27 protein-coding genes and 1 tRNA gene are annotated in these 24,811 nt (G+C 67.1%); 17 read left to right on the forward strand and 11 right to left on the reverse strand.

Features of this window, described 5'->3' with window-relative positions; translation table 11 throughout:
• Positions 1–2: 2 nt before the first annotated feature.
• Together G154_RS23780 and G154_RS23785 are read right to left on the reverse strand one after the other, a co-directional pair.
• A complete protein-coding gene (locus G154_RS23780; protein WP_019511574.1) occupies positions 3–1,991 on the reverse strand; it encodes an ATP-dependent DNA helicase in 1,989 nt (662 codons plus the stop codon).
• On the reverse strand, positions 1,988–3,307 hold the full coding sequence (locus tag G154_RS23785; protein WP_023986090.1) for a nicotinate phosphoribosyltransferase: 1,320 nt from the start codon (positions 3,305–3,307) through the stop codon (positions 1,988–1,990). Before G154_RS23785 ends, G154_RS23780 begins: the two co-directional genes overlap by 4 nt.
• Positions 3,308–3,384: 77 nt before the next feature.
• Between G154_RS23785 and clpS the strand changes: the two genes are divergently transcribed.
• The 11 genes from clpS to G154_RS23840 all read left to right on the forward strand — a co-directional run bounded on the left by clpS (position 3,385) and on the right by G154_RS23840 (position 11,523).
• Positions 3,385–3,687 (forward strand): ATP-dependent Clp protease adapter ClpS, encoded by a 303-nt coding sequence (gene clpS / locus G154_RS23790; RefSeq protein ID WP_023986089.1) that lies wholly within the window; start codon positions 3,385–3,387, stop codon positions 3,685–3,687.
• Between the two features lie 3 nt (positions 3,688–3,690).
• Positions 3,691–4,275 (forward strand): DUF2017 domain-containing protein, encoded by a 585-nt coding sequence (locus G154_RS23795; protein ID WP_019511577.1) that lies wholly within the window; start codon positions 3,691–3,693, stop codon positions 4,273–4,275.
• Positions 4,272–5,333, forward strand: coding sequence for a P1 family peptidase (locus G154_RS23800; RefSeq protein ID WP_019511578.1), 1,062 nt, complete (start codon positions 4,272–4,274; stop codon positions 5,331–5,333). The genes G154_RS23795 and G154_RS23800 overlap by 4 nt, the downstream gene beginning before the upstream one ends.
• Position 5,334: 1 nt before the next feature.
• Positions 5,335–5,754, forward strand: a complete 420-nt coding sequence (locus G154_RS23805) for a Mov34/MPN/PAD-1 family protein (RefSeq protein ID WP_019511579.1) — start codon at positions 5,335–5,337, stop codon at positions 5,752–5,754.
• Positions 5,755–5,765: 11 nt separating this feature from the next.
• Positions 5,766–6,047, forward strand: coding sequence for a MoaD/ThiS family protein (locus G154_RS23810; RefSeq protein ID WP_023986088.1), 282 nt, complete (start codon positions 5,766–5,768; stop codon positions 6,045–6,047).
• A 2-nt stretch (positions 6,048–6,049) separates the two neighbouring features.
• The gene (locus tag G154_RS23815; protein ID WP_019511581.1) at positions 6,050–7,018 is read left to right on the forward strand and encodes a cysteine synthase; all 969 of its coding nucleotides are present in this window, start codon (positions 6,050–6,052) and stop codon (positions 7,016–7,018) included.
• 10 nt (positions 7,019–7,028) lie between these two features.
• Positions 7,029–7,688, forward strand: coding sequence for a rhomboid family intramembrane serine protease (locus G154_RS23820; protein ID WP_019511582.1), 660 nt, complete (start codon positions 7,029–7,031; stop codon positions 7,686–7,688).
• A gap of 110 nt (positions 7,689–7,798) precedes the next feature.
• Positions 7,799–8,566, forward strand: a complete 768-nt coding sequence (locus G154_RS23825) for a cyclic nucleotide-degrading phosphodiesterase (protein ID WP_019511583.1) — start codon at positions 7,799–7,801, stop codon at positions 8,564–8,566.
• Positions 8,567–8,600: 34 nt separating this feature from the next.
• Complete coding sequence (rph, locus tag G154_RS23830; protein WP_023986087.1) at positions 8,601–9,383, forward strand: ribonuclease PH; 783 nt, start codon at positions 8,601–8,603, stop codon at positions 9,381–9,383.
• Positions 9,380–9,979 (forward strand): RdgB/HAM1 family non-canonical purine NTP pyrophosphatase, encoded by a 600-nt coding sequence (rdgB, locus tag G154_RS23835; RefSeq protein WP_023986086.1) that lies wholly within the window; start codon positions 9,380–9,382, stop codon positions 9,977–9,979. The genes rph and rdgB overlap by 4 nt, the downstream gene beginning before the upstream one ends.
• A gap of 71 nt (positions 9,980–10,050) precedes the next feature.
• Positions 10,051–11,523, forward strand: coding sequence for an MFS transporter (locus G154_RS23840; protein WP_267885092.1), 1,473 nt, complete (start codon positions 10,051–10,053; stop codon positions 11,521–11,523).
• Here G154_RS23840 and G154_RS23845 read toward each other — a convergent pair.
• From G154_RS23845 to G154_RS23855, 3 genes are read right to left on the reverse strand one after another with little or no spacing between them, the layout of a single operon-like run.
• Positions 11,471–11,824, reverse strand: coding sequence for a DUF3817 domain-containing protein (locus G154_RS23845; RefSeq protein WP_019511587.1), 354 nt, complete (start codon positions 11,822–11,824; stop codon positions 11,471–11,473). The two genes, G154_RS23840 and G154_RS23845, sit on opposite strands and share 53 nt — an antisense overlap.
• The gene (locus G154_RS23850) at positions 11,821–12,207 is read right to left on the reverse strand and encodes a hypothetical protein (protein ID WP_023986084.1); all 387 of its coding nucleotides are present in this window, start codon (positions 12,205–12,207) and stop codon (positions 11,821–11,823) included. Before G154_RS23850 ends, G154_RS23845 begins: the two co-directional genes overlap by 4 nt.
• 25 nt (positions 12,208–12,232) lie before the next feature.
• Entirely contained in the window at positions 12,233–12,826 is a 594-nt protein-coding gene (locus tag G154_RS23855) for a hypothetical protein (protein ID WP_234713163.1), read from the reverse strand.
• Positions 12,827–13,040: 214 nt separating this feature from the next.
• On the opposite strand from G154_RS23855, the gene G154_RS23860 reads away from it, so the two are divergent.
• Positions 13,041–13,125 (forward strand) — tRNA-Leu (locus G154_RS23860).
• A gap of 152 nt (positions 13,126–13,277) precedes the next feature.
• Positions 13,278–13,991 carry an NUDIX domain-containing protein gene (locus tag G154_RS23865; RefSeq protein WP_019511590.1) on the forward strand — a complete coding sequence of 238 codons (714 nt, stop codon included), beginning with the start codon at positions 13,278–13,280 and terminating at the stop codon, positions 13,989–13,991.
• Positions 13,992–14,036: 45 nt separating this feature from the next.
• Here the strand turns inward: G154_RS23865 and G154_RS23870 are convergent, their stop codons facing one another.
• Entirely contained in the window at positions 14,037–14,864 is an 828-nt protein-coding gene (locus G154_RS23870) for a MerR family transcriptional regulator (protein ID WP_019511591.1), read from the reverse strand.
• Between the two features lie 188 nt (positions 14,865–15,052).
• Between G154_RS23870 and G154_RS23875 the strand changes: the two genes are divergently transcribed.
• A complete protein-coding gene (locus G154_RS23875) occupies positions 15,053–15,346 on the forward strand; it encodes a hypothetical protein (RefSeq protein WP_019511592.1) in 294 nt (97 codons plus the stop codon).
• Complete coding sequence (locus G154_RS23880; RefSeq protein WP_019511593.1) at positions 15,343–16,182, forward strand: SDR family NAD(P)-dependent oxidoreductase; 840 nt, start codon at positions 15,343–15,345, stop codon at positions 16,180–16,182. The genes G154_RS23875 and G154_RS23880 overlap by 4 nt, the downstream gene beginning before the upstream one ends.
• Positions 16,183–16,207: 25 nt before the next feature.
• Here the strand turns inward: G154_RS23880 and G154_RS23885 are convergent, their stop codons facing one another.
• Positions 16,208–17,503 carry a hypothetical protein gene (locus G154_RS23885; RefSeq protein WP_023986082.1) on the reverse strand — a complete coding sequence of 432 codons (1,296 nt, stop codon included), beginning with the start codon at positions 17,501–17,503 and terminating at the stop codon, positions 16,208–16,210.
• 113 nt (positions 17,504–17,616) lie between these two features.
• The gene (locus G154_RS23890) at positions 17,617–19,935 is read right to left on the reverse strand and encodes a hypothetical protein (RefSeq protein ID WP_131701352.1); all 2,319 of its coding nucleotides are present in this window, start codon (positions 19,933–19,935) and stop codon (positions 17,617–17,619) included.
• 364 nt (positions 19,936–20,299) lie between these two features.
• On the opposite strand from G154_RS23890, the gene G154_RS23895 reads away from it, so the two are divergent.
• A complete protein-coding gene (locus tag G154_RS23895; RefSeq protein ID WP_019511596.1) occupies positions 20,300–21,556 on the forward strand; it encodes an ammonium transporter in 1,257 nt (418 codons plus the stop codon).
• Here G154_RS23895 and G154_RS26170 read toward each other — a convergent pair whose 3' ends face one another.
• The 3 genes from G154_RS26170 to G154_RS23910 form a co-directional block, all read right to left on the reverse strand.
• Entirely contained in the window at positions 21,557–22,060 is a 504-nt protein-coding gene (locus tag G154_RS26170; RefSeq protein WP_019511597.1) for a DUF4333 domain-containing protein, read from the reverse strand.
• 161 nt (positions 22,061–22,221) lie between these two features.
• The gene (locus G154_RS23905; RefSeq protein WP_019511598.1) at positions 22,222–23,673 is read right to left on the reverse strand and encodes a neutral zinc metallopeptidase; all 1,452 of its coding nucleotides are present in this window, start codon (positions 23,671–23,673) and stop codon (positions 22,222–22,224) included.
• 73 nt (positions 23,674–23,746) lie between these two features.
• Complete coding sequence (locus tag G154_RS23910; RefSeq protein WP_019511599.1) at positions 23,747–24,325, reverse strand: TetR/AcrR family transcriptional regulator; 579 nt, start codon at positions 24,323–24,325, stop codon at positions 23,747–23,749.
• A gap of 177 nt (positions 24,326–24,502) precedes the next feature.
• On the opposite strand from G154_RS23910, the gene G154_RS23915 reads away from it, so the two are divergent.
• Positions 24,503–24,772, forward strand: a complete 270-nt coding sequence (locus G154_RS23915; protein ID WP_216847522.1) for a hypothetical protein — start codon at positions 24,503–24,505, stop codon at positions 24,770–24,772.
• The last annotated feature ends 39 nt before the right edge of the window (positions 24,773–24,811 follow it).

Genomic DNA, 24,811 nt, shown 5'->3' on the forward strand with positions numbered 1-24,811 from the left:
AATCAGCCGTTGCGCAGGCGAATCAGCGCGGCCCGCACCCGCTCCGGGTCGGTGGTGGCCCAGAACGGCGGCAGCGAGGCCCGCAGGAATCCGCCGTAGCGCGCGGTGGCCATCCGGGAGTCCAGAATCGCGACCACACCGCGATCGTCGATCCGGCGCAGCAAGCGGCCCGCCCCCTGGGACAACAGCAACGCCGCGTGGCTGGCGGCCACCGCCATGAATCCGTTGCCGCCGCGGGCGCCGATCGCACGCTGCCGGGCGGTCAGCAGCGGATCATCGGGCCGGGGGAAGGGGATCCGGTCGATCAGCACCAGCGAGAGGGTCGGGCCGGGGACATCGACGCCCTGCCACAGCGACAGCGTGCCGAACAGCGAGGTCTGCTCGTCATCGGCGAACTGTTTGACCAACGCCGCGGTGGTGTCCTGGCCCTGGCACAGCACCGGGGTGGACAGCCGCTCGGCCATCACCTCGGCGGTGGCCTTGGCCGCGCGCATCGACGAGAACAGCCCGAGCGTGCGGCCGCCGGCCGCGGTGATGAGCGCTTCGATCTCGTCGAGTTGCGCCGCCGATCCGGTGCCGTCGCGACCGGGTGGTGGCAGATGTTTTGCCACATAAAGGATTCCGGACTTCGCGTGATCGAACGGCGAGCCGACGTCGAGCCCGCGCCATCGACCGGGCGGGTCGCCGCCGGAGAGGCCCCAGGCGGCTGCCATCCCGTCGAAGCTGCCGCCGAGGGTCAGGGTCGCCGACGTCAGTACCGCGGTGGCGCGGGCAAACAGCCTGGTGCGCAACAGACCCGAGACCGACAGTGGGGCCACCCGCAGCACCGCACGCTTACCCGCGGCGACCCGGCTGTTCTCCTCGTGATCCAGCCACACCACATCGAACCGGTCGGGGATGGCGGGACCGAACGAATCCAGCATCCGGGCGGCGATATCGCCGATCTCGGTGACCGCGGTGACGGCCTCGGTGCGCGCCGCGGCGGCCTGCGGGTCCGACGGGGTGGTGTCGATCGCCGAGCGGATCACGAACGCCGCATCGCGCAGCGCGGTCAGATAGGTGGCCAGTTCGTCGTCGAGATGATCGATGCGCCCGGGTTCGGCGTCGTGGATCATCGAAGCCAGATTCGCCCCGGCCGCCTCGAAGCGCTCGACGAGCTCATCGGCGACCAGCCGCCCGATCCGGCGCTGGGCGGCGCCCAGCGCCGTGGCCGACAGCTCACCGGTCGCCACACCGGTCACCCGGTCGGCCAGTTCGTGGGCCTCGTCGACGACCAGCATCTCGTGCTCGGGCAGCACCGAGGCGTCGGCGATGGCGTCGATGGCCAGCAGGGCGTGGTTGGTGACCACGATGTCGGCGGTACCGGCCTTGGCCCGCGCCTTCTCCGAGTAACAGTCGGCGCTGTAGGGGCAGCGCGATACCCCGATACATTCGCGGGCCGACACGCTGACCTGACTCCAGGACCGGTCCGGCACACCGGGGGACAGTTCGTCGCGGTCCCCGGTCTCGGTATCCGACGCCCAGGCCGTCAGCCGCTGCACATCGCGGCCCAGCGCGGTCGCGGCGACCGCGTCGAACAGTTCCTCCTGGGGCAGTTCCTCACCCTCGGAAGCGGAGCCGTTGTGGATCTTGTTCAGGCACAGGTAATTTCCCCGGCCTTTGAGCAGGGCGAAGGTCGGTTTGCGGGGCAGTCGCGGCGCCAGGGCGTCGGCCAGCCGTGGCAGGTCACGGTCGACGAGCTGACGCTGCAGCGCGATGGTCGCGGTCGAGACCACCACGGGCGACCCCGCCGATACCGCCCGGGCGATCGCGGGCACCAGATAGGCCAGCGATTTGCCGGTGCCGGTGCCCGCCTGGACGGCGAGGTGCTTACCGGTTTCGAAGGCTTCGCTGACGGCCTGGGCCATCTCGACCTGACCGGCGCGCTGGGTGCCGCCGAGGGCGTCGACCGCGGCGGCCAGCAGATCGGTGACGGTGGTGCTTGCGGTCACCTGGCGGAAACCACGCGGGTGGCGACCGCGGGTTCACCCCGCGAGAGCTTCAGCCCGTCCCAGGGCAGACTGGTGAGCCCGGCGGACATCAGGGCGCGCGCCGCGCCGAGATCGGGCGTGCCGACCGGCTCACCGGCGCGTACCAGCGGGATGCTCAGCGGCCGCGCGGTCAGCCCGGTTTCGATGGCGGGTCGGTGACCGGCCGGGAAGACGAGCTCTTCGGTGATGGTCCCCGACGGTTTGGCCACCCGCAGCGACTCCTTGGCCCCGCCCTGGGACCCCTTCTGCGCGCTGCGCTTCTGCACCGGGATGCCGTCGACCTCGACCAGCTTGTAGACCATGCCCGCGGTGGGTGCGCCGGAGCCGGTGACCAGCGAGGTCCCGACGCCGTAGCTGTCGACCGGCTCGGCGCGCAGTGCCGCGATGGCGAACTCGTCGAGGTCACCGGACACCACGATGCGGGTGTTGCGGGCACCCAGCTCGTCGAGCTGACGACGGACCTGGCCGGCGACCACGCCGAGGTCGCCGGAGTCGATGCGCACCGCCCCCAGTTCGGGCCCGGCGACGGCGATGGCATTCGCCACGCCTGCGGTGATGTCATAGGTGTCCACCAACAAGGTGGTGCCCACGCCGAGGGCGTCGACCTGCGCGGCGAATGCGATGCGCTCCGATGCGTCCTGTGCGGCGCGGTCGGCGGTGCCGTCCGGCCCGGTGTGCAGCAGCGTGAAAGCGTGGGCGCTGGTGCCCAGCGCGGGTACGCCGTAGCGCTGCTGGGCTGCCAGGTTGGAGCTGCCGTCGAAGCCGGCGATCCACGCCGCCCGGGCGGCGGCGACGGCGGCCTGCTCGTGGGTGCGCCGCGATCCCATCTCGATCAGCTGGCGGCCGGCCGCCGCCGAGACCATCCGGGCAGCGGCAGAGGCGATCGCGCAATCGTGGTTGAGCACCGACAGCGCGAGCGTTTCCAGGATGACGCACTCGGCGAAGCTGCCCCGCACCGAGAGCACCGGCGAGTTCGGGAAGTACAACTCGCCCTCGGGATATCCGTCGATATCGCCGCCGAACCGGAAGCCGGCCAGGAACTCGCGGGTCTGCTCGTCGAGGAAGTCGGCGACGCCGGCCAGTGCGTCCGCATCGAAGGTGAAGTGCGCCAGTGCATCCACGAAGCGTCCGGTGCCGGCCACCACCCCGTAACGGCGGCCGTCGGGCAGTCGCCGGGCAAACGCCTCGAAGGTGCAGCGCCGGTGCGCCGACCCGTCGCGCAGTGCCGCGGCGAGCATGGTCAGCTCGTACTTGTCGGTCAGCAGCGCGGTGCTCACGGGGTCGTTCACGTCCCCAACCGTATCGGTCCGGTTCGGATTCGGGCGGGAAGTGCCACCCCGGTAGTCTGTCGGGCATGGTTACCCCAGCGCGGACTCGGCCGGGTACCCGTGAGGACGAGGCCACCGAGAGTCGCGATGCGACCGACAGCCCCTGGGTGACGATCGTGTGGGACGACCCGGTGAACCTGATGTCGTATGTGACCTACGTGTTCCAGAAGCTGTTCGGCTACTCCGAGCCGCACGCCACCAAGTTGATGATGCAGGTGCACACCGAGGGCAAGGCCGTGGTGTCTTCCGGCAGCCGGGAATCGATGGAGGTCGACGTGACCAAGCTGCACTCGGCGGGCTTGTGGGCGACCATGCAGCAGGACCGCTGACCGGTGCGCAAATGGAAACGCCTCGAGGGCGCCGACGGCCCGCGATTCCGGTCATCGCTGGCCGCGCACGAAGCAGATCTGTTGCGTAATCTGGTCTCCTCGCTCACCGGGATGCTCGACGACCGTGAATCCGCCGCTCCGACCGACGAACTCAGCGAACTGACCGGCATCAAGACCGGCCACTCGGCGCCGCCCGAGGACGAGACGATGAAACGGCTGTTGCCCGACTTCTACCGGGCCCGCACCGAGCACCCGGCGGGTTCGTCGGCGGCCGACAGCCTCAACAGTGCGCTGCGCAGCCTGCACGAGCCGACCATCATCGACGCCAAACGGCAAGCCGCGCAACGCCTCCTGGAGACACTGCCGGACGGTGGCGGCAAGTTCGAGCTGTCCGAGGACGATGCGCAGGCGTGGGCTTCGGCGGTCAACGATGTGCGGTTGGCGTTGGGCTCGATGCTCGAGATCGGCCCCGGCGGACTGGATCAGTTGCCGGTAGGGCATCCGATGGCCGGACACCTGGACATCTACCAGTGGCTGACAGTGCTGCAGGAGTACCTGGTGCTCGGCCTGATGGGACAGACCCGATGAGCGGGTTCGGCGCCATCACCGATATCGCAGGAATCCGCGTCGGGCATCACCACCGCATCGACGACGATGTCACCCTCGGGTCGGGCTGGGCCGCGGGCAGCACCGTCGTGCTGGCACCGCAGGGCACCGTCGGCGCGGTCGACTGCCGCGGCGGCGCACCGGGGAGCCGCGAGACCGATCTGCTCGACCCGGCCAACAGCGTGCGTCACGTCGACGCGGTGGTACTCACCGGTGGGAGCGCCTACGGGCTGGCGGCCGCGGACGGCGTGATGATCTGGCTGGAGGAGCAGGGCCGCGGTGTCGCGATGGACGGCGGTGTGGTGCCGATCGTCCCCGGCGCGGTCATCTTCGACCTGCCGGTCGGCGGCTGGGGATGCCGGCCCACCGCCGAATTCGGTTACGCCGCCGTGAAATCCGCGGCCGACTCCGGCGACCGGGTTGCGGTCGGCAATGTCGGCGCCGGTGCCGGTGCGCGCGCCGGCGTGCTCAAGGGCGGACTGGGCACCGCCTCGATCAGGCTGCCGGAACTGGGCGTGACCGTGGGAGCCGTCGTCGCCGTCAACTCCGGCGGCAACGTCATCGATCCGGCCACCGGGCTGCCGTGGATGTCCGATCTGACCGCGCAGTTCGGCCTGAGTGCCCCGCCGGAAGAACAGATCGCCGAGTTCGCGGCCCTGAACACCAAGAGCAGCCCCCTCAACACGACCATCGCCGTCGTGGCCACCGATGCCGAGCTGAGCCCCGCGGGCTGCCGTCGGCTGGCGATCGCCGCCCAGGACGGACTGGCGCATGCCATCAGGCCAGCCCACACCCCGGTCGACGGCGACACCGTCTTCGCGCTGGCCACCGGCTCGGTGCAGGTGCCGCCCTCGGAGAAGGTGCCCGCCGCGATGTCCCCGGAGACCGCGCTGGTGACCGCGTTGGGGGCCGCCGCCGCCGACTGCCTGGCCCGTGCCGTCCTCGTCGGCGTGCTGGCCGCCGAATCGGTCGCCGGAATACCGACCTACCGCGGTCTGTTGCCCGGAGCGTTCGCATCTGCAAAAGAGACGGAGTCCTGACGTGCTGGTGATCCGCGCCGACCTGGTGGACGCCATGGTGGCCCACGCGCGCGCCGACCATCCCGACGAAGCCTGTGGCGTGATCGCCGGACCGGAGGGTTCGGACCGCCCGCAGCGGTTCATCCCGATGGTCAACGCAGAGCGGTCCCCGACCTTCTACCGGTTCGATTCCGGTGAGCAGCTCAAGGTGTGGCGCCAGATGGATGACAACGACGAGGTCCCGGTCGTCATCTACCACTCGCACACCGCGACCGAGGCCTACCCGAGCCGGACCGACATCTCCTTCGCCTCCGAACCAGACGCCCACTACGTGCTGGTGTCGACCCGCGACCCGGAGGCGCACGAACTGCGCAGCTATCGCATCCTCGACGGCGTCGTCACCGAAGAACCAGTCAGCATCGTCGAGAACTACGAATCCTGAGAGAGGCCACCGTGTCCGTAACCGTGTCCATCCCGACCATCCTGCGCACCCACACCGGTGGGGAGAAGCGCGTCGAAGCCGACGGCGAAACCCTGCAGGCCGTCATCGCCGACCTGGAGTCCAAGTATCCGGGCATATCCGACCGTCTGATCGACTCGGACAACGCGGGCAAGCTGCACCGCTTTGTCAACATCTATGTCAACGACGAGGACGTCCGGTTCTCCGGTGGATTGGACACCGCGATCGGCGACGGCGATTCGGTGACGATCCTGCCCGCCGTCGCGGGCGGCTAGGCGTGCGTTACGACTCGCTGCTGCACGCCCTCGGGAACACCCCGCTGGTCGGCTTGCAGCGGCTGTCGCCACGGTGGGAGGACGGCGTCGACGGTCCGCATGTGCGGCTGTGGGCCAAGCTGGAGGACCGCAATCCCACCGGGTCGATCAAGGACCGGCCCGCGCTGCGGATGATCGAGCAGGCTGAACGCGACGGCCTGATCACGCCGGGGGACACGCTGCTGGAACCCACCAGCGGCAACACCGGGATTTCCCTGGCCATGGCGGCGCTGCTCAAGGGTTACCGGATGATCTGCGTGATGCCGGAGAACACCTCGATCGAGCGTCGACAACTGCTCGAGCTCTACGGTGCGAAGATCATCTACTCGCCTGCCGAGGGTGGTTCCAACACCGCCGTCGCACACGCCAAAGAGCTTGCCGCGCAGAATCCCTCGTGGGTGATGCTCTACCAGTACGGCAACCCGGCCAATGCCGCCGCACACTACGAGACCACCGGTCCGGAGTTGCTGGCCGATCTGCCCGAGATCACCCATTTCGTCGGCGGACTGGGCACCACCGGAACCCTGATGGGCACCGGCCGTTTCCTGCGTGAACAGGTGCCCGGGGTGCAGATCGTGGCCGCCGAACCGCGCTACGGCGAGGGTGTCTACGCGCTGCGCAACATCGACGAGGGTTTCGTCCCCGAGTTGTACGACCCGGAGATCCTGACCACCCGCTACTCGGTCGGCGCCTTCGATGCGGTCAAGCGCACCCGTGAGCTGGTCCAGGTGGAGGGCATCTTCGCGGGCATCTCCTCGGGCGCCATCCTGCACGCCGCACTCGGTATGGGCGCCAAGGCCATCAAGGCCGGCGAGCGCGCCGACATCGCCTTCACCATCTGTGATGCCGGGTGGAAGTATCTGTCCACCGGTGCCTACGCCGGTAGCCTGGACGATGCGGAAGACGCATTGGAAGGGCAACTCTGGGCATGAGCGAGTGGGCATGAATCTCTCCGACACCCGGTCACCGAAGAATCGGCCGGCCTGGGTGGTGGGCGGCGTCACCGTCGTCGGTTTCGTGGCGCTGCTCTACGTCATGGAGATCATCGACACCGTTCTGGGCCATCGCCTGGACCAGGACGGGATTCGCCCGCTGCAGACCGACGGGCTGTGGGGCATCCTGTGGGCGCCGCTGTTGCACGGCGGGTGGCCCCATCTGATCGCCAACACCGTGCCCGCGCTGGTGCTCGGATTTCTGATGACGCTGGCCGGCATGGGTCGATTCCTCGGCGCCACCGCCATCATCTGGGTGCTCGGCGGGTTCGGCACCTGGCTGATCGGCAATATCGGCGCGCACTGCCCCTATGTGGGCGTGCAGTGCACGACGAATCACATCGGCGCGTCCGGGCTGATCTTCGGCTGGCTGACGTTTCTGATCGTGTTCGGATTCTTCAGCCGCAAGGCCTGGGAGATCGTCGTCGGGGTGATCGTCGCGCTGGTGTACGGCGGCATTCTGTTCGGGGTGCTGCCCGGTGCGCCGGGGGTGTCCTGGCAGGGACATCTGTCCGGCGCGATCGCCGGTCTGATCGCCGCTTACGTGCTGTCTGGCCCGGAGCGCAGGGCTCGTACCACGCGCACCGGCCCGGCCTCGCTGCGCTCCTGAGCCGGTCCGCGGGCCATGTCCTGCATCACGGTGCGGACACAAAATGAATCTTGTCGCTGAATGCGGTCATGCTTTCGTCGTGCCGCTGACCGACATGGCAAGCTAGTGCTGTGCGAATCACCGTACTGGGTTGTTCCGGCAGTGTTGTCGGCCCCGATTCGCCCGCGTCCGGATATCTGCTGACCGAGCCCGACACCGCGCCCATGGTCCTGGACTTCGGCGGCGGGGTGCTCGGCGCGCTGCAGCGGTACGCCGACCCCGGCTCGGTGAACGTCCTGCTGTCGCATCTGCACGCCGATCACTGCCTGGATCTGCCCGGCCTGTTCGTGTGGCGCCGGTACCACCCGTCCCCGCCCAAGGGGCGGGCCATGTTGTTCGGTCCTTCGCATACCTGGGAGCGGCTCGGCGCGGCGTCCTCGCCCGAGGGTGGCGAGATCGATGATGTCTCCGATATTTTCGACGTCCAGCCCTGGGTCGACGGTCAAGCGGTGCGGCTCGGAGCCCTGACGGTCGAACCGCGGCTGGTGTGTCACCCCACCGAGTCCTACGGAATGCGCTTCACCGATCGCGATGGCATCACCTTCGCCTACAGCGGCGATACCGGCATCTGCGATGCGGTGGTCGAGCTGGCGCGCGGTGTCGACGTGTTCCTGTGCGAGGCTTCCTGGACCCATTCCCCCGAGCGGCCGCCCAATCTGCACCTGTCGGGCACCGAGGCCGGTCAGATCGCGGCGCGTGCGGGCGTCGGGAAATTGCTGCTGACCCACATCCCGCCCTGGACGTCGCGCGAGGATGTCATCAGCGAGGCCAAGGCCGAGTTCGACGGCCCGGTGCATGCGGTGGTGTGCGGCGAAGTCATCGACGTGACCCGCCACTGAGCTCCCCGTCGGGCTGCCGCGTTAGGGTTGCACGGTGTCCAGACGAGAAGACGGCCGGCTTGACGACGAGCTGAGGCCAGTGGTCATCACCCGCGGTTTCACCTCCCATCCGGCGGGCTCGGTATTGGTCGAATTCGGCCAGACCCGCGTCATGTGCACGGCCTCGGTGACCGAGGGAGTGCCGCGCTGGCGCAAGGGCTCCGGGCAGGGCTGGCTGACCGCGGAGTACGCGATGCTGCCGGCGGCCACCCATGAGCGCTCGGGCCGCGAGTCGGTCAAGGGCAAGGTCGGCGGTCGCACCCAGGAGATCAGCAGGCTCGTCGGCCGGTCGCTGCGGGCGTGTATCGACCTCGGCGCGCTCGGTGAGAACACCATCGCCATCGACTGCGATGTGCTGCAGGCCGACGGTGGTACCCGCACCGCCGCGATCACCGGCGCCTATGTCGCGCTCTCCGATGCCGTGACCTACCTGGCCGCAGCCGACAAGCTGTCGGATCCGCGCCCACTGTCCTGTGCCATCGCCGCGGTGTCGGTCGGTGTGGTCGACGGCCGGGTCCGGTTGGACCTGCCCTACACCGAGGATTCCCGCGCCGAGGTCGACATGAACGTCGTCGCCACCGACACCGGAACCCTGGTGGAGATCCAGGGCACCGGTGAGGGGGCCACCTTCCCGCGCTCGACGCTGGACAAGATGCTGGACGTGGCGCTCGCCGGTTGCGAGGAGCTGTTCGCCATCCAGCGGGCGGCACTGGAGCTGCCCTATCCCGGCGTGCTGCCCGAGCCCAGCGGTCCGTCCAAGAAGGTGTTCGGAAGCTGATCCGGTTACTGGTTGCCTCGCGCAACGCCAAGAAACTTGCCGAGCTGCGCCGGGTCCTCGACACGGCCGGGATCAACGGCGTGGAGTTGGTGTCGCTGTCCGAGGTCCCCGAGTTCGATGAGGCACCCGAGACCGGTGCCACCTTCGAGGAGAACGCGCTGGCCAAGGCCCGCGATGCGTTTGCCGCGACCGGGTTGCCCTCGGTCGCCGACGATTCCGGGCTGGCCGTCGACGCACTCAACGGTATGCCCGGGGTGTTGTCGGCGCGGTGGTCCGGCGCACACGGTGACGACCGCGCCAACCTCGAGCTGCTGCTGGGACAGCTGCGCGATGTGCCCGACGACCGGCGCGGAGCCGCCTTCGTCTCGGCGTGCGCGCTCGTGTCCGCGGCAGGGGAGACCGTGGTGCGCGGTGAATGGGTGGGCACGATCGCCCGGGAGCCGCGTGGTGACGGCGGCTTCGGATATGACCCGATCTTCGTACCCGCAGAATCCTCGCGGTCGGCGGCGCAGCTGTCTGCTGCGGAGAAGGATGCCGCTTCACATCGTGGCCGGGCGCTGACGTTGTTGCTCCCGCAATTGCGCGCGCTGGCCTGAGCACCGGCGGTTCCGACCCGGTCCACCATCGGGATTTTGTATAGCGCAGCTAACGTGTAATGCTCCCGGGCGTGGTGTCAGTCGATCGGCCGCGGCCTTTCCGGAGAGTCTCGGCGGCCCATCCCGGTGTGCTGATCGCGGTGCTGTGTGCCGCCGGCATCAGCGTCTCGTTGATGCAGACACTGCTCATCCCGTTGATACCCGAACTGCCAAAGCTGCTCGGCACCAGTGCTTCTGATGCGTCATGGGCGATCACGTCGACGCTGCTCACCGCGGCGGTGGCCACCCCGGTGTTCGGCAGGCTCGGGGATCTGTACGGTCCGAAACGCATTCTGATCGCCTGCGCGATGGTGTTGATCGCGGGCTCGGTGATCGCCGCGTCGAGTAGCACCCTCATCCCGTTCGTGATCGGTCGCGGTATGCAGGGCCTGGGTATCCCCATCATCCCGCTGGGCATCAGCGTGCTGCGGGCCTCGGTGCCCGCCGAGCGGGTCGGCAGCGCCATGGGGCTGATGAGTTCGTCGCTCGGGGTGGGCGGCGCACTCGGGCTGCCACTGTCGGCGGCCGTTGCCCAACACCTCTCCTGGCATGCGCTGTTCTGGTTCGCCGCGGGCATCGGTGTCGTGTTGCTGGTGCTCTTCGCCACGCTGGTGCCTGCGGTGCCTGCCAGTTCGACCGACCGCCTCGACCCGCTGGGCGCGCTTTTGCTTGCGGGGGCACTGGTGACCCTGCTGCTGGGCATCACCAAGGGGCGCGACTGGGGCTGGACGTCCGGGTTGACGATCGGGATGTTCGGCACCTCGCTCGTGGTCTGCGCGATCTTCGTCGCCTGGCAGTTGCGGTTCGATTCGCCGGTCGTGGACCTGCGCACCTCGGTGCGCCCGCCGGTGCTGATCACCAATATCGCCTCGGTGGGGGTCGGTTTCGCGATGTTCGCGCTCTCACTGATCGCACCGCAGGTGCTCGAACTTCCCGCCGAGACCGGTTACGGGCTGGGCATGTCGATGCTCGAGGCCGGGCTGTGGATGGCCCCGGGCGGAATCGCCATGATGCTCGTGGCGCCGTTCGCGGCGCGGGTGGCCGGGGCCAGGGGGCCGAGGTTCACGCTGTGCGTCGGGTGCGTGGTGATCGCCGGTTCGTATCTGGCCGGGTTGTGGCTACTGGGCGGCGGTCCGCAAGTGCTGGTGCTCAACGTCCTGGTGAGCATCGGGGTGGGCTTCGCCTACGCGTCGATGCCTGCGTTGATCAACGCCGCGGTGCCGCTTTCGGAGACCGCGGCAGCCAACGGTCTCAACGCGCTGGCGCGGTCGTTGGGTACCTCGATCTCCAGCGCGGTGATCGGGGCGATCCTGGCGGGGATGACGATGACGGCCGCCGGTCAGGAGGTGCCTACCCTCGACGGCTTCCGGGCTGCGCTGACGGTCGCCGCCGCGGTCTCGGCCGTGTCGGCGGTGGGCGCGTTGCTGATACCCGCGGTGCGCCCGACGGCGGCTACAGAGCGAACCGCTTCTTCACGTCTTGGGTCTGGAAGTGCTCGACGATGAGGCCCAACACGGGCACGGTGCCGGAGATCAGGGTGCCCAGCGTGCGGCCCAACGGCCAGCGTACCTTGACGGCCAGGTTCGCCGTGGCGATCAGGTAGGCGAAGTACACCCAGCCGTGCACGACCGCGATCCAGCTCAGCGAGTCGTCGTTGAAGCCGTACTTCATGACCATCTCGTAGCACAACGCGATCAGCCACAGGCCGGTCGTCCACGCCAGTACCCGGTAGCTCGCCAGCGCCTTCTGGATGGAGGGCAGCGGAACGGCGGGGGTCTGGGTTTCCTGGCTTTCGGGGGTACTCATCTGGTGTTCCTGTCCTCGGGGGTGTCCGCTTTGGCCAACTCGGCCAGGTAGGCGTTGTATTCGCGCAGGGTGGGGTCGTCATCGACGGTCGACGCGGCGGCCGGACGCTCGGGGAGCAGTCCGGCGGGGAGCTCGGTGGCGCGGTTGGTGTCCGCGGGCTCCTCGTAGGTCGGTGGCGCGTCCTCCAGCCTGACGAACTTGTAGTAGGCGTAGACGCAGAACGCGGCGAACATCGGCCACTGCAGGGCGTATCCCAGGTTCAGGAACGTGCCCGAGTTCGATTCGTAGCGGGTCCACTGCCACCAGGCCAGCAGCATGCAGCCGGTGGCGCCGACGGTGGCCAGCGCGATGAGCGCCGGTCTCCTACGTCGTGTAGTGGACATGGGTCAACTTTACCGCCCGTCGATTTCAGGTCTTTGGCCCGATGAACTGGTCGAGTCGTGCCGTCGCCGCCTTGCGATAGACGGCGATCATGTAGCGACTGTTCTGGGTCCACGGGATGCCGAGCCGATCGAGGGCCGCGCAGAAGAGATTGCGGATATCCGTCGAGTGGTTGGTGAAGTGATAGCGGATGCTGGCGACCCCGCGATCGTTGGCGACCACCCGACACCCGTCACTGTGGATGAGGCCACGGACGAACTCCTCGGTGGCGGCGTCGACATGGGCCTGCTGCCACGGCTCCAGGACGATCGGACGAAGGTGCTTCGGCCCGGGTCCATGCTGCGGGAAGATGCACGGCCAGTGTTTCGAGTACAGCGATACGTCGACGCAGCCGGTGACCCGCGGAAACACTGTCGCATGCTGGCCGAGCATGATCTTGTCGATCGCGTCGCGGCAACCGTCGATGATCCCCGGATACTTTTTGTCGAGGGTCACCCGTAGTCGGAACAGGGAGCGGGAACGGTTGATGTAGCCGTCGCCCAGGTACAACCCCAACAGATAGCTGTACGCATCGGACGGCAGCACGCTGTAGTCGTGGTAGCGGCACGTCGACCGCGGCATCACCGCGCTCTTGCCGCGCCGCCAGTCGCATACGGTGCGACGGGGGATGCCCGTTTGTCTGGAGATCGCACAGTCGTTCAAGCCCGCATCGATGAGCCGTCTGACTCGTGTGAAGTCATCCTGCGTGTGCATCGAGACCCCCTCGTTGATACGGAAGCTAGGGCAGACCTCTGACAACATCCTTCGGACGGGAGGCGGTAGTCTGAACGGCAGAGCGCGAGTGACGAAATTGGCATACGTGATGGCTTTAGGTGCCATTGTCTTCGGACGTGGGGGTTCGAGTCCCCCCTCGCGCACCACAGAGTGTTTACTGCAAACATCGCGAGCTCGACCGGCCTGGTGCAGTATTTGCGAGTGAGGCTTCTGCGGTGTGGAACCCCTTCTCCTGGCGTGCCCGTGGGTGACGGGGGACATTCGAGATTGCCGTGTAGGTGGTGCGTGGGAGCTTCTATTGATCGGCGATGATCGCGTCTGGATCGGACAGCCCTCTGAACTGCAGTTCGAAAGACGTGACGGGCCACGCGTAGCGCACGAGGAGGCGCAGGCAGCCGATCGATTGTTCGACGCGGCCAGGCGCCGGAATCCAGGACTGTTCGACGGTCCGCTGGTGCTGGTCGATCGCTGCTCGTTCGAAGCCGTATCGAGTCGGATGGTCGTGTGGTGGTCGCCCAGCACCTACCGATCGCTGGCGCTGAGAAGGTTTGGGCATCGCATATCCACACTGTTCGTAACCGTCCTCGTGCCCGCGCCAGGGCGAATGGTGCTCGTCGGGCGAGCCGGTCCACTCACGGCGAAAGCGGGGCTCTGGCAGTTTCCCGGAGGCTCTGTGATACCGCCGCCGTCAGGCACGCCACTGGATATCGACAATCTCGCGACCGAGGCTTCGCGCGAACTGCTAGAAGAAACCGGGTTGTGGCGGGAGCCCCGAACCCTGAAGTTGTGGGCCGTGTGCCGCGGCGACCATCACAATGTGGGCGTGTGCTTCCGGGCCGCCGATATGGACGTTCGCGATCTGGACGATGTGCGCGACTTCGTCAGAAACTGCGACGAGCCCGAGTTCGACCAGCTGGCCGCGGTGCGCACCGGTACCGAACTTGCCGCGCTTGGACGCAGTGTCGATTACGTGGAGCCGTGCCTGCGTTTATATCGGTCAGAATCTGGCTGAAACGTTCTGGCTCCCCATCACCAAAGCCTGTGGTCATGACTGCCGTCAGTCCACCGCCGCAGTGGTGCTGAAGATCGGCCAACATATCTCGGTGGCCGTGAACGCTGTCGGTTCTGCCAGGGTGCTGCCGATGTAGTGCTCGCGGATCGGTCCCTGGCCGCTGATCAGGTGCTCGTTGACATAGATTCCCAGCGCGGCGTAACTGCGGTCGATTCCGTCGTGACCGCCCGGATGGGTGAGCACCGCGAACTCCGACCTGGGCAGGGTGGTGGCATCGATTCCGTCGGGAGGTTCCGCCGATGGCGGTGCGGGCACGAACATCGTTGCGCTGCCACGCTGTTCGAGGAACAACCCGCGTTCATAGAGCCCGCCCGGGGTCACCGCGACCGGTGCGCCCACGGCAGCGGCGACGGCGGTTCTCAGTTTCTGCAGTGTTGTAGAGAACCAATCGTCGATATCGGACACATCGATGATGCCGCCGACGGACCATACGGCGAGCGATGACTCCTGGCGCACAGCGACCTCGGCCGGAGGCTTGACAGGGGAGAGCAACTCACGCAGCGCGCCGACGGTGTCCCGGGTCTGCTGCAGTTGCGCCTCCATCTGCTCGAGGTGAGTGGTGATGATCTCGGTGCGGGCGATGGCGTCCTGGGTGCTCAGCAGCGCCTTGATATCGGGAATGGACATTCCCAGGGAACGGAATCGGCGGATGATGTGCGCGTGATCGACCTGGCTGGTGTCGTAGAAGCGGTAGCCGGTGTAAGGGTCGATGTGAGCCGGTTCGAGGATGCCGATGTCGTGATAGTGACGTAGCGCCTTTCTGCTCAGACTGGTCATCACCGCGAAGTCACCGATCGAGACCTGTGCGCCCACGGTGTCCTCCTCAATCGTTGGCCGTCCACGTGGCAGACAAGGCCATCTTGAAGGTTGCCCCTGGGGGAAGGTCAAGAGCGCGGCGCGATATCGACCAGGGGTATTGACTTTCCCCTAAGGGGAAGCCCGACGGTGGTGCCATGACCACAAGCGAATGGGATGCACTCCCAGACCCCGTAAAGACATTCATGACCACACACGCCAGTCCGGAGGACGGCCGAGCAGTCGCCACCTTCACCGCCGACGCCGTGGTGACCGACGAGGGCCGCGACCACACGGGCCGCGACGCGATCGGTGCCTGGCTGGCCGCGTCGGCCGGCGAGTTCACCTACACCTCGGAGTTCGTCGGGGCGACCACGACCGACAACGGCGTTGACGTGACTCAGCATCTGGAGGGCGACTTCCCCGGCGGCGTCGTCGACCTGCACTACCGCTTCACCTTGGACGGCGCGTCGATCAGCCGATTGGTGTGCGAGGCGTGAGCAGGCGATGGTTCATCACCGGCGGGACGCCCGGCAATTTCGGGATGGCGTTCGCCGAGGCGGCGCTGGAGGCGGGGGACCGCGTGACGATCACCTCCCGGCGCCCGCAAGAGCTGGCAGATTGGGCCGATCAGTATGGCGATCGGGTTCTCGTGGTGCCGCTGGAACTCACCGATGCCGCCCAGGTGCGGCGCGCGGTACAGACCGCCGAGGAGCGGTTCGGTGGTATCGACGTCTTGGTCAACAATGCCGGCCGCGGCTGGTACGGATCGATCGAAGGCATGGACGATTCGGCGTTGCGGGCCATGTTCGAACTGAACTTCTTCGCCGTGCTGTCCGTGACGCGTGCGGTGTTGCCCGGGATGCGTGCCCGCGGAAACGGCTGGATCGTCAATGTCTCCTCGGTGGCAGGGCTGGTGTCGGCACCCGGTTTCGGCTACTACAGCGCGACGAAGTTCGCCATCGAAGCCGTCACCGATGCACTGCGTGTCGAGGTCGCCGGGCAGGGCATCTCGGTGTTGGCCGCGGAACCGGGCGCTTTTCGCACGAACGCCTACGCCGGTTTTGCCAACGAGCCCGTCGCCGAACCGATTTCGGAGTATCACGACATGCTTGAACGGGTTCGTGCGACCTTCGTCGAGATGGACGGTGTTCAGCCAGGTGATCCGCACCGCGGTGCCCGCGCGGTGATCGCTGCGATGGCCCAGGACCCGCCGCCACGCCGTCTGGTGCTGGGCAACGGTGGATACGACGCAGTGATCGGTGAGCTGGAGCAGACCCTGGCCGAACTCCGCGCTAACGAGGCCCTCTCTCGTAGCGCGGACTTCCCCGAATAGTGCGGGGCCTGCCTGTCGAGCTCGATCAGCCCTGGCGTCGTCGCCGCGCGCTCACCACGGCGCCGATCACGGCCAGCACTGCGATGCCACCGAGACCGGCGGCGACCCAGGCGAGCACCGGCGTCGACGAGTCGGCCTTCTCCGCGGTGCTGCGCTCCTCGGCCTGCAGGCGGTAGCCGGGCGGCAGGTCGGTTCCCGGTGTGCTCAGTCCGGGAAGCCGATCGGTCAGCGACACCGTGAAGCTGCGTCGCCCGGAGTCGGTGGGCCCCCAGGTGCCCCACGCCGGTGTCTCCTCGTCGAGCAGCACCTTGGTCAGTGACCGAGCCGGATCGTCACCGAGGTCGACGACCTTCTTGACGACCACAGGCTTGTATGACGCGTCGCCGAGTTTGAAGGACACCAGCACGTTTTCATACGTTGTCGGCACCGTGGGCTTGGGGGGAGGGGGTTGGCCGGGCGCGGGCACGTAGCCGCCACCGGAGAAGCTACCCACCGACACGTTTGTCACCCGGCCGGCCGGATCGTTGACCACCGCGGTGAAGCTGTGCACGCCCGCCTGCGGCACGGTGAGAACCGTCGGCCGCAGCGGCGCGAGCTCGGTGATGTACGGTCGCCCGTCCGCGACGTAGGCGATCGTCACCGGGGTGCGATACGGACTGATCAGCATCGGCTGATACCACTGGGTGTACTGAACCCAGGACGAGTCCCATTGAGTGACGACCGAACTGGATTCCGAAAGGTATTGCGACTCGACGAGGCTTTCCAGCTGCTCGATCTGCGTCACCGATGCTTCTGTGGCCTCGCTGAATTCGGGCTCCGCACGTGTTGCCGTCTCCAGGTCGCCGGCATCGATGTCGGCGATATCGGGGGAGGCGATGTCGGGGGTGGTGTCATCGGGGTTGGAGTCATCGGGGTTGGTGTCAGCGTCGGGCGCCTGCTCGGAGGGCGCCGGATCATCGGCGCCTGGCTGGGTGTCGGGGTCCGCGCCGGGGGAGTAGGAGGGAGCGCCCGGATCGTCCTGCTGGGCGCCTGTCTCACCGGCCTGGTCTGGCTCGCTATCCGGCGCTGAGCCCAGCGCAGGTTCGGGTTCGGGCTCCGGTGCGGGTTGTGGCTCCGGTTCCGGAGCGGGCTCTGGCTCGGGTTGCTGTTCCGGCTCTGGCTGTGGTTCTTCCGCAGGCTCCTCCGCGGGCGGCGAGTCGACCTGCACGGTGCCGTCGTCATCGTCGTACGGGTCGGCCACCGCGACGGCCGGAACGGCGAAAAGGGTTGCGGTTGCGGTAATGGCGGCGGCTGCGGTGAGCCGGACTGTGCGAGAAGACATGAGGTTCCTTGACTGGAGTGGGGGCGACCGGGGTGCAGTGCGCGGGTGGCTGCGAGATCAGGCGGGTGATGCGGCGTGAACCGCCCCATCACCCGCCTGCGAAATACTCGACCTCAGCCCGCGGCGCTGCTGTCCCGTTCGGCGGTGGTCAGCGAGAAGTTTCCTGTCTCCCAGGCCTTCATGAACTGATCGAGTGGCACGGCCAGGCCTTGCCCCTGTCTTGGTGCGCTGTCATTTATGTAGACAACGCCCTTGGTCATGTTGACGCTGAGCACGGTGACGGCGTGGTTGGGCTGGTCCGTGGTCCCGCGGTACCACTCCCTGCCTGCACCGAAGTACTGAGTGTTCCACGCGTCGTAGATCAATTTGTTGTTGACGCTGACGATCACCGACTGGCCTTGTTCGAGTGCGGCGGTCATATTGTCCAGTGCCAGCGATCCCTCGTTCTTGAGATACGTGGTGTAGTCGGCGTTGATGCCGAACCTGTTGAGCAGGGTGATGACGTCTGAGGAGAACGTCCCGCCCTTGCCCTCGGTGTAGATCGGCTCACCTACCTTGATTCCACTGGGCAACGTCTCTGCCAACTGCTGCACCTCGGCGGCCAGCGCGTCCATGTCGACGGGCATGCCGTTTGCGGTCAACTGGGCAATGACGGCCGCGGTGGACATCAGCGCGCACGTGCCGGTTTGACCCTGATACCTCCAGTATTGGTAGTTGGCAAGGTAGTTTCCGTACTCGACATCGCCCGCCGATGGCGGGCCGATCGGTTCCGGCTGGGAAACACCGAACGTGCGGGACAGATCGTCGGTGAGATATGTGATGTTCTCCTGGAAAACCTGGACCTGGTGCACGAACGCGGCGGCGACCCGCGAGCCGATCTGCTGAATCGAGGGCAAGGACCAGACCCATCTGGTCTCGGATGCGTCCGGTGCCACGTTCGGCGAGCTGGCGAGCTGGGTGGTGATCAACTGGTACTTCTTCGACCCCCAGGCATCCATGAAGTCGTCATAACTCATGACCAGACCCTGCCCGTCAGCGCGGGTGGGATCGTTGATGGTGACCGTTCCGTTGACGTTGTCGACGCCGATGACGACGACGGTCTTCTCCTTGACGTCACTGCTGTCCGACACCGGACCGTTGATCGGGACGATCATGGCCTTGGTTGGATCTGTCAGGCCGTTGGTGAGGTCGTTGTACGCCTTGTCCGCCTGGTTGGTGCCGTAGCTGCGCATGATGATGCGAACATCCTTGTCCTGCAACACCTCATAGGTATCCGTCCAATAGACGAGCCGCGCGCCGGGACCGAGATAAACCATCGTGCCGGGCACTCGGAGGCTCGGGGTGTTCGCTGCCTTGGCGAGGAAACCGGCTAGATCCACGGGGCTGCCGGTTAACTGCGCGTAGGCCATGGCCACGGTCGCCAGCCCGGCTGAAAGGAAGTCGCCGGATTGCACGAAGTACTGCGCATTGCCTGTCGGGTTACCGAACGGCAGCGACCGGGTGATCACCTCCTGGGTGAACCCGAGGATGCCGATCACATCGTCGCGCAATGCCGTCAGGCTGCGTTGGAACCCGTAAAGCTGGTTCATCACGGCGAAGTACAGGTTGGTGCCGAGTTCCTGCAGCCCGCGCAGCAATTCTTCGGGAGTGGGCAGGCCGAACGGGTTGCTCGCCTGCGCTACCGCAGCGGCAGGCACAGCGGCCGGAGACAGCGCCGCCGCGCGACCCACCGTGCTCGAGGTGGAGGCCAGCGTGTAGAAACTGGCGCCCGCGGATCCGGCGATGGTGCTCAATCCGCTGTCGGTGACCGCCGGTGTGGCAAGGGGAGTGGTGTCGGTGTCAGGTGTGGGTGACGTGGCGGTCGACGAACTGTCCGAGATCACCGGGGAATTGGTGGCGGGTGCTTGTGGAGTGCTTGTGGGCCCGTGCGCGCCGCCGGTCCCCACCGGGCCGTCCTCGTCGACGACCTCTTCGGAGACCGCCTCCTCGGCGCCACCGATGGCCTCCGTGGTCTCTTCGGAGGTCACATCGTCGTCATCGAGACCGGAGCCGCGCGTGGGGGACGCCGCGCCCCAGCTGTCGTCGGAGTCGCCGGCTTCGTCCGAGTCGTCGTTGGCGTGCGGTCCGGTGCTGTCCGCGGAATCGCCCGACGAGGAGCCGACAGTCTCGCGCGACGATCCGCCGCTGCTTTTCACCGGTCCTGCGGAAGACGATCCCGCGTCGGAGGACGAAGAATCCGAGCTGTCGGTCGAACCGGTGCGGGTGGGACCCGAGGGCGCATCCGAGTCGGCGGCCGCGATGGCCGCGCCGCCGAGCATCGCGGCTCCCATGCCGAGGGTCATCGCCCCCGCGCCGAGCCACAGCCGTGCTTGCTGGGCTCGGCGTTCACCTACGCGGTCCGGATGCGCTTCCCGTGTCCCATCCACCGGCATCAATTGCTCCCCACTCCTGGTTGACGACCACGTAAAAATTGCTGAGCGAATCGAAGAATACGCAAAGCTGGGCCAAATCCGCTGGTCAATCAGCGTTTTTTCACTTCGTTGCAGTTGTGGCAAATTCTCCGAAGTGATGCGGTCGGCGAATGACCTAGGTTTGCCACCCGAAGATGCATCGCTGGCTAAGCCCATGCTCAGGCGAGGGGGTGTTCCGGCTGTCCGGGACGGTGTCCGGGGATCCCCCGCAGCGTTCGGTTGCCGTCGCCGCTGTCAAGTAGCTGAAATAGGCCGATCGGGAGATCGCAGGCGCGCACGCTGTGTCATAGTCGTCCGGGCGTTTTGCCCCGACGAAGGAGCCCGCGTGCAGATCGACCCCGCCGCCACCGCTTGGTTGCTCGTCAGCACCGCGATGGTGCTGTTGATGACCCCGGGTCTGGCGATCTTCTACGGCGGTATGGTCCGCTCCACCGGCGTGCTGAACATGATCATGATGAGCTTCATCGCCATCCCGGTTGTGACGGTCACCTGGATCGTGGCCGGCTACAGTCTGGCCTTCGGCACCGACGCCGGCGGTGGACTCATCGGCGGTCTCGGCCACCTCGGGCTGTCCGGTATCGATGTGTCCGCGGTGCGCTCCAATGTGCCCGAGTTGCTGTTCGTGACCTTCCAGTTGGCGTTCGCCATTCTCACCGCGGCTCTGGTCAGCGGTGCGATCGCCGACCGGGCGAAATTCTCGGCGTGGACGCTGTTCGTCGCGCTGTGGACATTGGCGGTGTATTCGCCGGTCGCCCACTGGGTCTGGGGACCGGGCGGGTGGCTTTCGGTCTTCGGCGCGCTCGACTTCGCGGGTGGACTGGTTGTCGAGATCGTCTCGGGAGCATCGGCTTTGGCGCTCGCGCTGGTGCTCGGCCCGCGCATCGGGTTCAAATCCGAGGCCATGCGCCCGCACAATCTTCCGTTCGTCCTGCTCGGCGTCGGGCTGTTGTGGTTCGGCTGGTTCGGATTCAATGCGGGCTCCGCCTTCGCCGTGGATGGCAAGGCCGCGGTGATCTTCCTGAACACTCTTGTCGCCGGGTGCCTCGGCATGCTGGGCTGGCTCGCAGTCGAGCGTTTCCGCGACGGACACCCGACCACCTTCGGCGCAGCTTCCGGCGTCGTTGCCGGCCTGGTCGCCATCACGCCCTCGTGCGGGTTCGTCTCCCCGCTGGGCGCCGTGTTGGTCGGTCTGGTGGCAGGTGTGGTGTGCTCGTATGCGATCGGGTGGAAATTCGCCGCCGGATACGACGATTCGCTCGACGTGGTGGGAGTGCACTTCGTCGGCGGGGTGGTCGGTACGTTCCTGATCGGTCTGCTGGCGGCCGAGGTTGTGTCGGGCGGACCCGAAGGCCTTTTCTACGGTGGCGGGATCACTCAGCTGGGCAGGCAGACCTTGGGCATCGTCGTGGTCGCCGCGTTCGCGTTCACGGTGTCGTTCCTGCTGGGCAAGGTGATCGACGCGACCATGGGGTTCCGGGTCACGCGCGAGGACGAGCTATCCGGCATCGACTTCACCCAGCACGCCGAAACGGCGTATGCCGAAGGCGTGCACGGCCAGCAGCACAAACGTCCCGGTACCTGATCACCGCGGCCCGTCCACGGCGAACGTGCCGCGGTCGTCGGTGAACTCGGCATACACCTGCCGGATGGCCCCGTCGATCTCGACGTCACAGGTGAAGCTGTCGCCCTTGGCGGCCGACGGATTCTTGCCGCCGTTGCACCGCAGTGCGCTGATGGAGTTGGCGCCGTATCCGTTGATCGGGTCCGACAGGATGGCGCGTACCCCCGCCTCGGCCGTTTCGACCTTGATCACCGGAGCGCGGTCGAATCCGAACTGCCAGATACCGATACCCACGCCGACGACGGCGACGACCGTCAGTCCGGCGATGATGACCGTGCGCCGGTGGTCCGGTGTCCGCTGTTGCCGTCGGCGTCCACCGGCCTGCTGGTCCGGCCGGAGCAGGTAGCGATTCGGGTCGACCGGCGGGCGCTGTGCCGGTGACGGTGTCGGCTGTCGTGACGGCGGCGGTGCTGTCTGCGGTGGCTGACTCGGCCGCGATGGCTGTCGAGGGGGTGCGGGGGGCATACGATACCCGGGCTGAGGTCGCTGCGCCGGCGGCCCCTGGTTGGGCGGGTATGGCATCCGCGGGGGTGCCTGCGGAGGGGGCCCCGGCGGTGCCGCCCCACCGGGCCGCGCCCACCACGGCTGGGCCTGTCCCGGTGGCTGATTCGGGTTCGGTGGCCGCGTCATGTGGCACCGAACCGCTGATAGCACGTCTCGGCATTGCCGCCCAGGCCGGACCGATACGCCAGGATTCTGGTGAAACCGGCCGGCGCGGTCACGCCGTTGACATCGCTGGCCGCCAGCCCGTTGGTCAGCAGCCCGGAGATCGCCTCGTCGGTGTCACCGGCCGACAGTGTCAGTGTGCCGCCGGGTTCGGCCATCCGGCCCTGCGCGACGCCGGTCAGGCACGCGGTGCGCAGCGCCGTTACGGCCGTATCCAGCGGGTCACCCCGTTCCTTCTGCAGAGCAAGGGCGTATCGGGATGTCACGATCGACAGCGCGGTGTTGTCACCCTGCAGCAGCACGCCCTGGTCCTCGGCCTTCGGGGTCCCCAACGCCTGCAGGGTGGGGAGGTTGACGTTCACGGTGTTGGTCGATGGGCAGTAGGACGCCGGGGAAACCGTTTGTGCGTCAGGGCAGGTCGCCATGTCGAGGTTCAGTGACGGCGGGCTGGCCGGCTGGTAGATCTGGGTCAGGGTGTCCATCAAGCTGGTCAGCAGTTGTTCGTCGATCGGGCTGTCACTGGCCGACGGATCACCGTAGGAGTCATAGGACAGGAACTTCGGGAGATCTCCTTGACGTTGCGTTATCTCGGCCATGTCGATGGCCGCGCATTGGTCGGCGTTACCGGCGAAGCCGATCTGGAAGGCGCTGATCCGATCCAGGGCAGATCCGTGTGCATCGCCGGTCAGGATGGCTTCTTCCTGGGTCATCAGCGGGTCTCGGATGTAGATGGCACCGGCCAGAACGTGATTGAGCCCGTCGCCGGTGCTCAGGTCGAATCGCGGTGACTTGCCCGATGCCACCCAGTGCAGATAGACGCCGGCGAAACAATCGGCCTGTTGCTCCTTGACGAGCACGGGCGTCGCCTTCTCGACCAGATGGGCCTTGGCCTGCACGGCGTGGCCGAACTCATGGGCGATCACCCCGACCACGCCCATATCGCCGAAGTACTGCGCTGCGCCGGGAATGAACTGGCCTCTGTCCCAGGCCATCACATCGTCGCCGAAGCAGTAGAAGGCGTTCGACAGGTCATAGAGATCGTTGCCGCAGACGGTGGGTGACGCGGGATCGGATGCGTCGTAGGACACGAGTCGCGACACCGGGCCATAGGTGCCGGTGAGTGAACCCTCCCAGTTCTGTGACCAGAAGTCCTCGAGGTCGTCGACGGCCCGCAACACCAACTGGTCCACCGGGCCGCCATCGCTGTTCTCGGCGACGCTCACCGGCGGGGGAGCGTCGGGGCGTGGCCCGCTCGGACCGTCGCGGGCGGGCAGTCCGCCGGCGCGCTGCGGGTCGTAGAGCATGGATACCGGGCGGCCGTCGAGCACCGTCGAGGCGCAGCCGGACAGGATCAGAACGAGGGCGAGCACCCCGCCCAGCCAGGCGCTATGGCCTGCGAACCGTCGATCCATGGTCGAAGGCTAACAAGCCGAGGTGCGCAACCGCCGCCCGAGATGATCCGGTGACCACGGGGCCGACCGACCGTCAGCTCTGCGCGGGGACCAGGATGCGCCTGGCCACTGTCAGGATGTGCCGGCTCAAAGTGGCGTCGTCGACGTCGGTGACCAGTGGATGGATCAGGGCCGCGCTCAGCGCTGCGGACATGACCGCAGCATTCACCCGTGCCGCGGGATCGGTTCCTGCGCCCAGCAACACCCTGTGCAACCGGCCCATGAATTGCGCGAACGGCGGGTGTTCATCGAGCAGGCGCACCACGACCGGGTCGTACTGCAGCACACGAGTCAGCCTGCGTCGGGTGACCATTCGGTCGACGACGTGGGCCAGCAGGATATCCCGGGCCGCTTGCAGATCGGGTTCGGCCTCGGCGGCTTCGACTGCGGGTGCCAGCGCGGCGAGCTCACTCGCCATGACGGCGATGACCACCTCGTCCTTGCTCTTGAACTGGTGGTACACAGCGGCTTTGGTGACCCCGACGGCATCGGCGATCATCTGTAGCGAGGTGGCACTGACACCATGTGCCCCGAACAGCTCCAGCGATGCTGCGATGACGCGTTGCTGGGCGACGCTGTAATTGCCCGATGGCGATCCGCCGGTTGAGCTCACCGGTCCAGAGTAGCCGCTCGGCTAGTGGCACCGTTGTCAGCGCCGCCGATGAGCCGAGTCTCCACCCGTCCAAGAGAGCCCGGTCACAGATGGCGGCGACGATGTTTACGCCTCGGAAGCCGGCGGTACCCATCCAGCCGTTCAGGTAGGTGTTCTCACAGAACAGGATGAGATCTGATGAATGTGAATGTGAAGAAGCTGATCGCGGGCGCAGCCGTTGCCGGTGGCCTGGTTGCCGGACCGCTCGCGGTCGCCGGTGTCGCTGCCGCCGAGCCTCACCCGATGCCTCCGGCCCCGCCCGCCGGACCGTCCGTCGGTACCGCGCCGGCCTGGGCTCCGCCCAAGCCCGTGGACCCGGCGTGGGCGCAGGGCCAGCCTCAGGTGTGGGACAGCGGATGGAACCACTGGGGCGTGTGGATCAACAACGTCTTCGTGCCGACCTACTGATCGGGTCCGCACGTCGAACGGCTGCCTCCTGTAGAGGGG

Origin of the sequence: Mycobacterium sp. VKM Ac-1816D, assembly GCF_000416385.1 — a bacterium.
GTDB lineage: Bacteria > Actinomycetota > Actinomycetes > Mycobacteriales > Mycobacteriaceae > Mycobacterium > Mycobacterium neoaurum_A.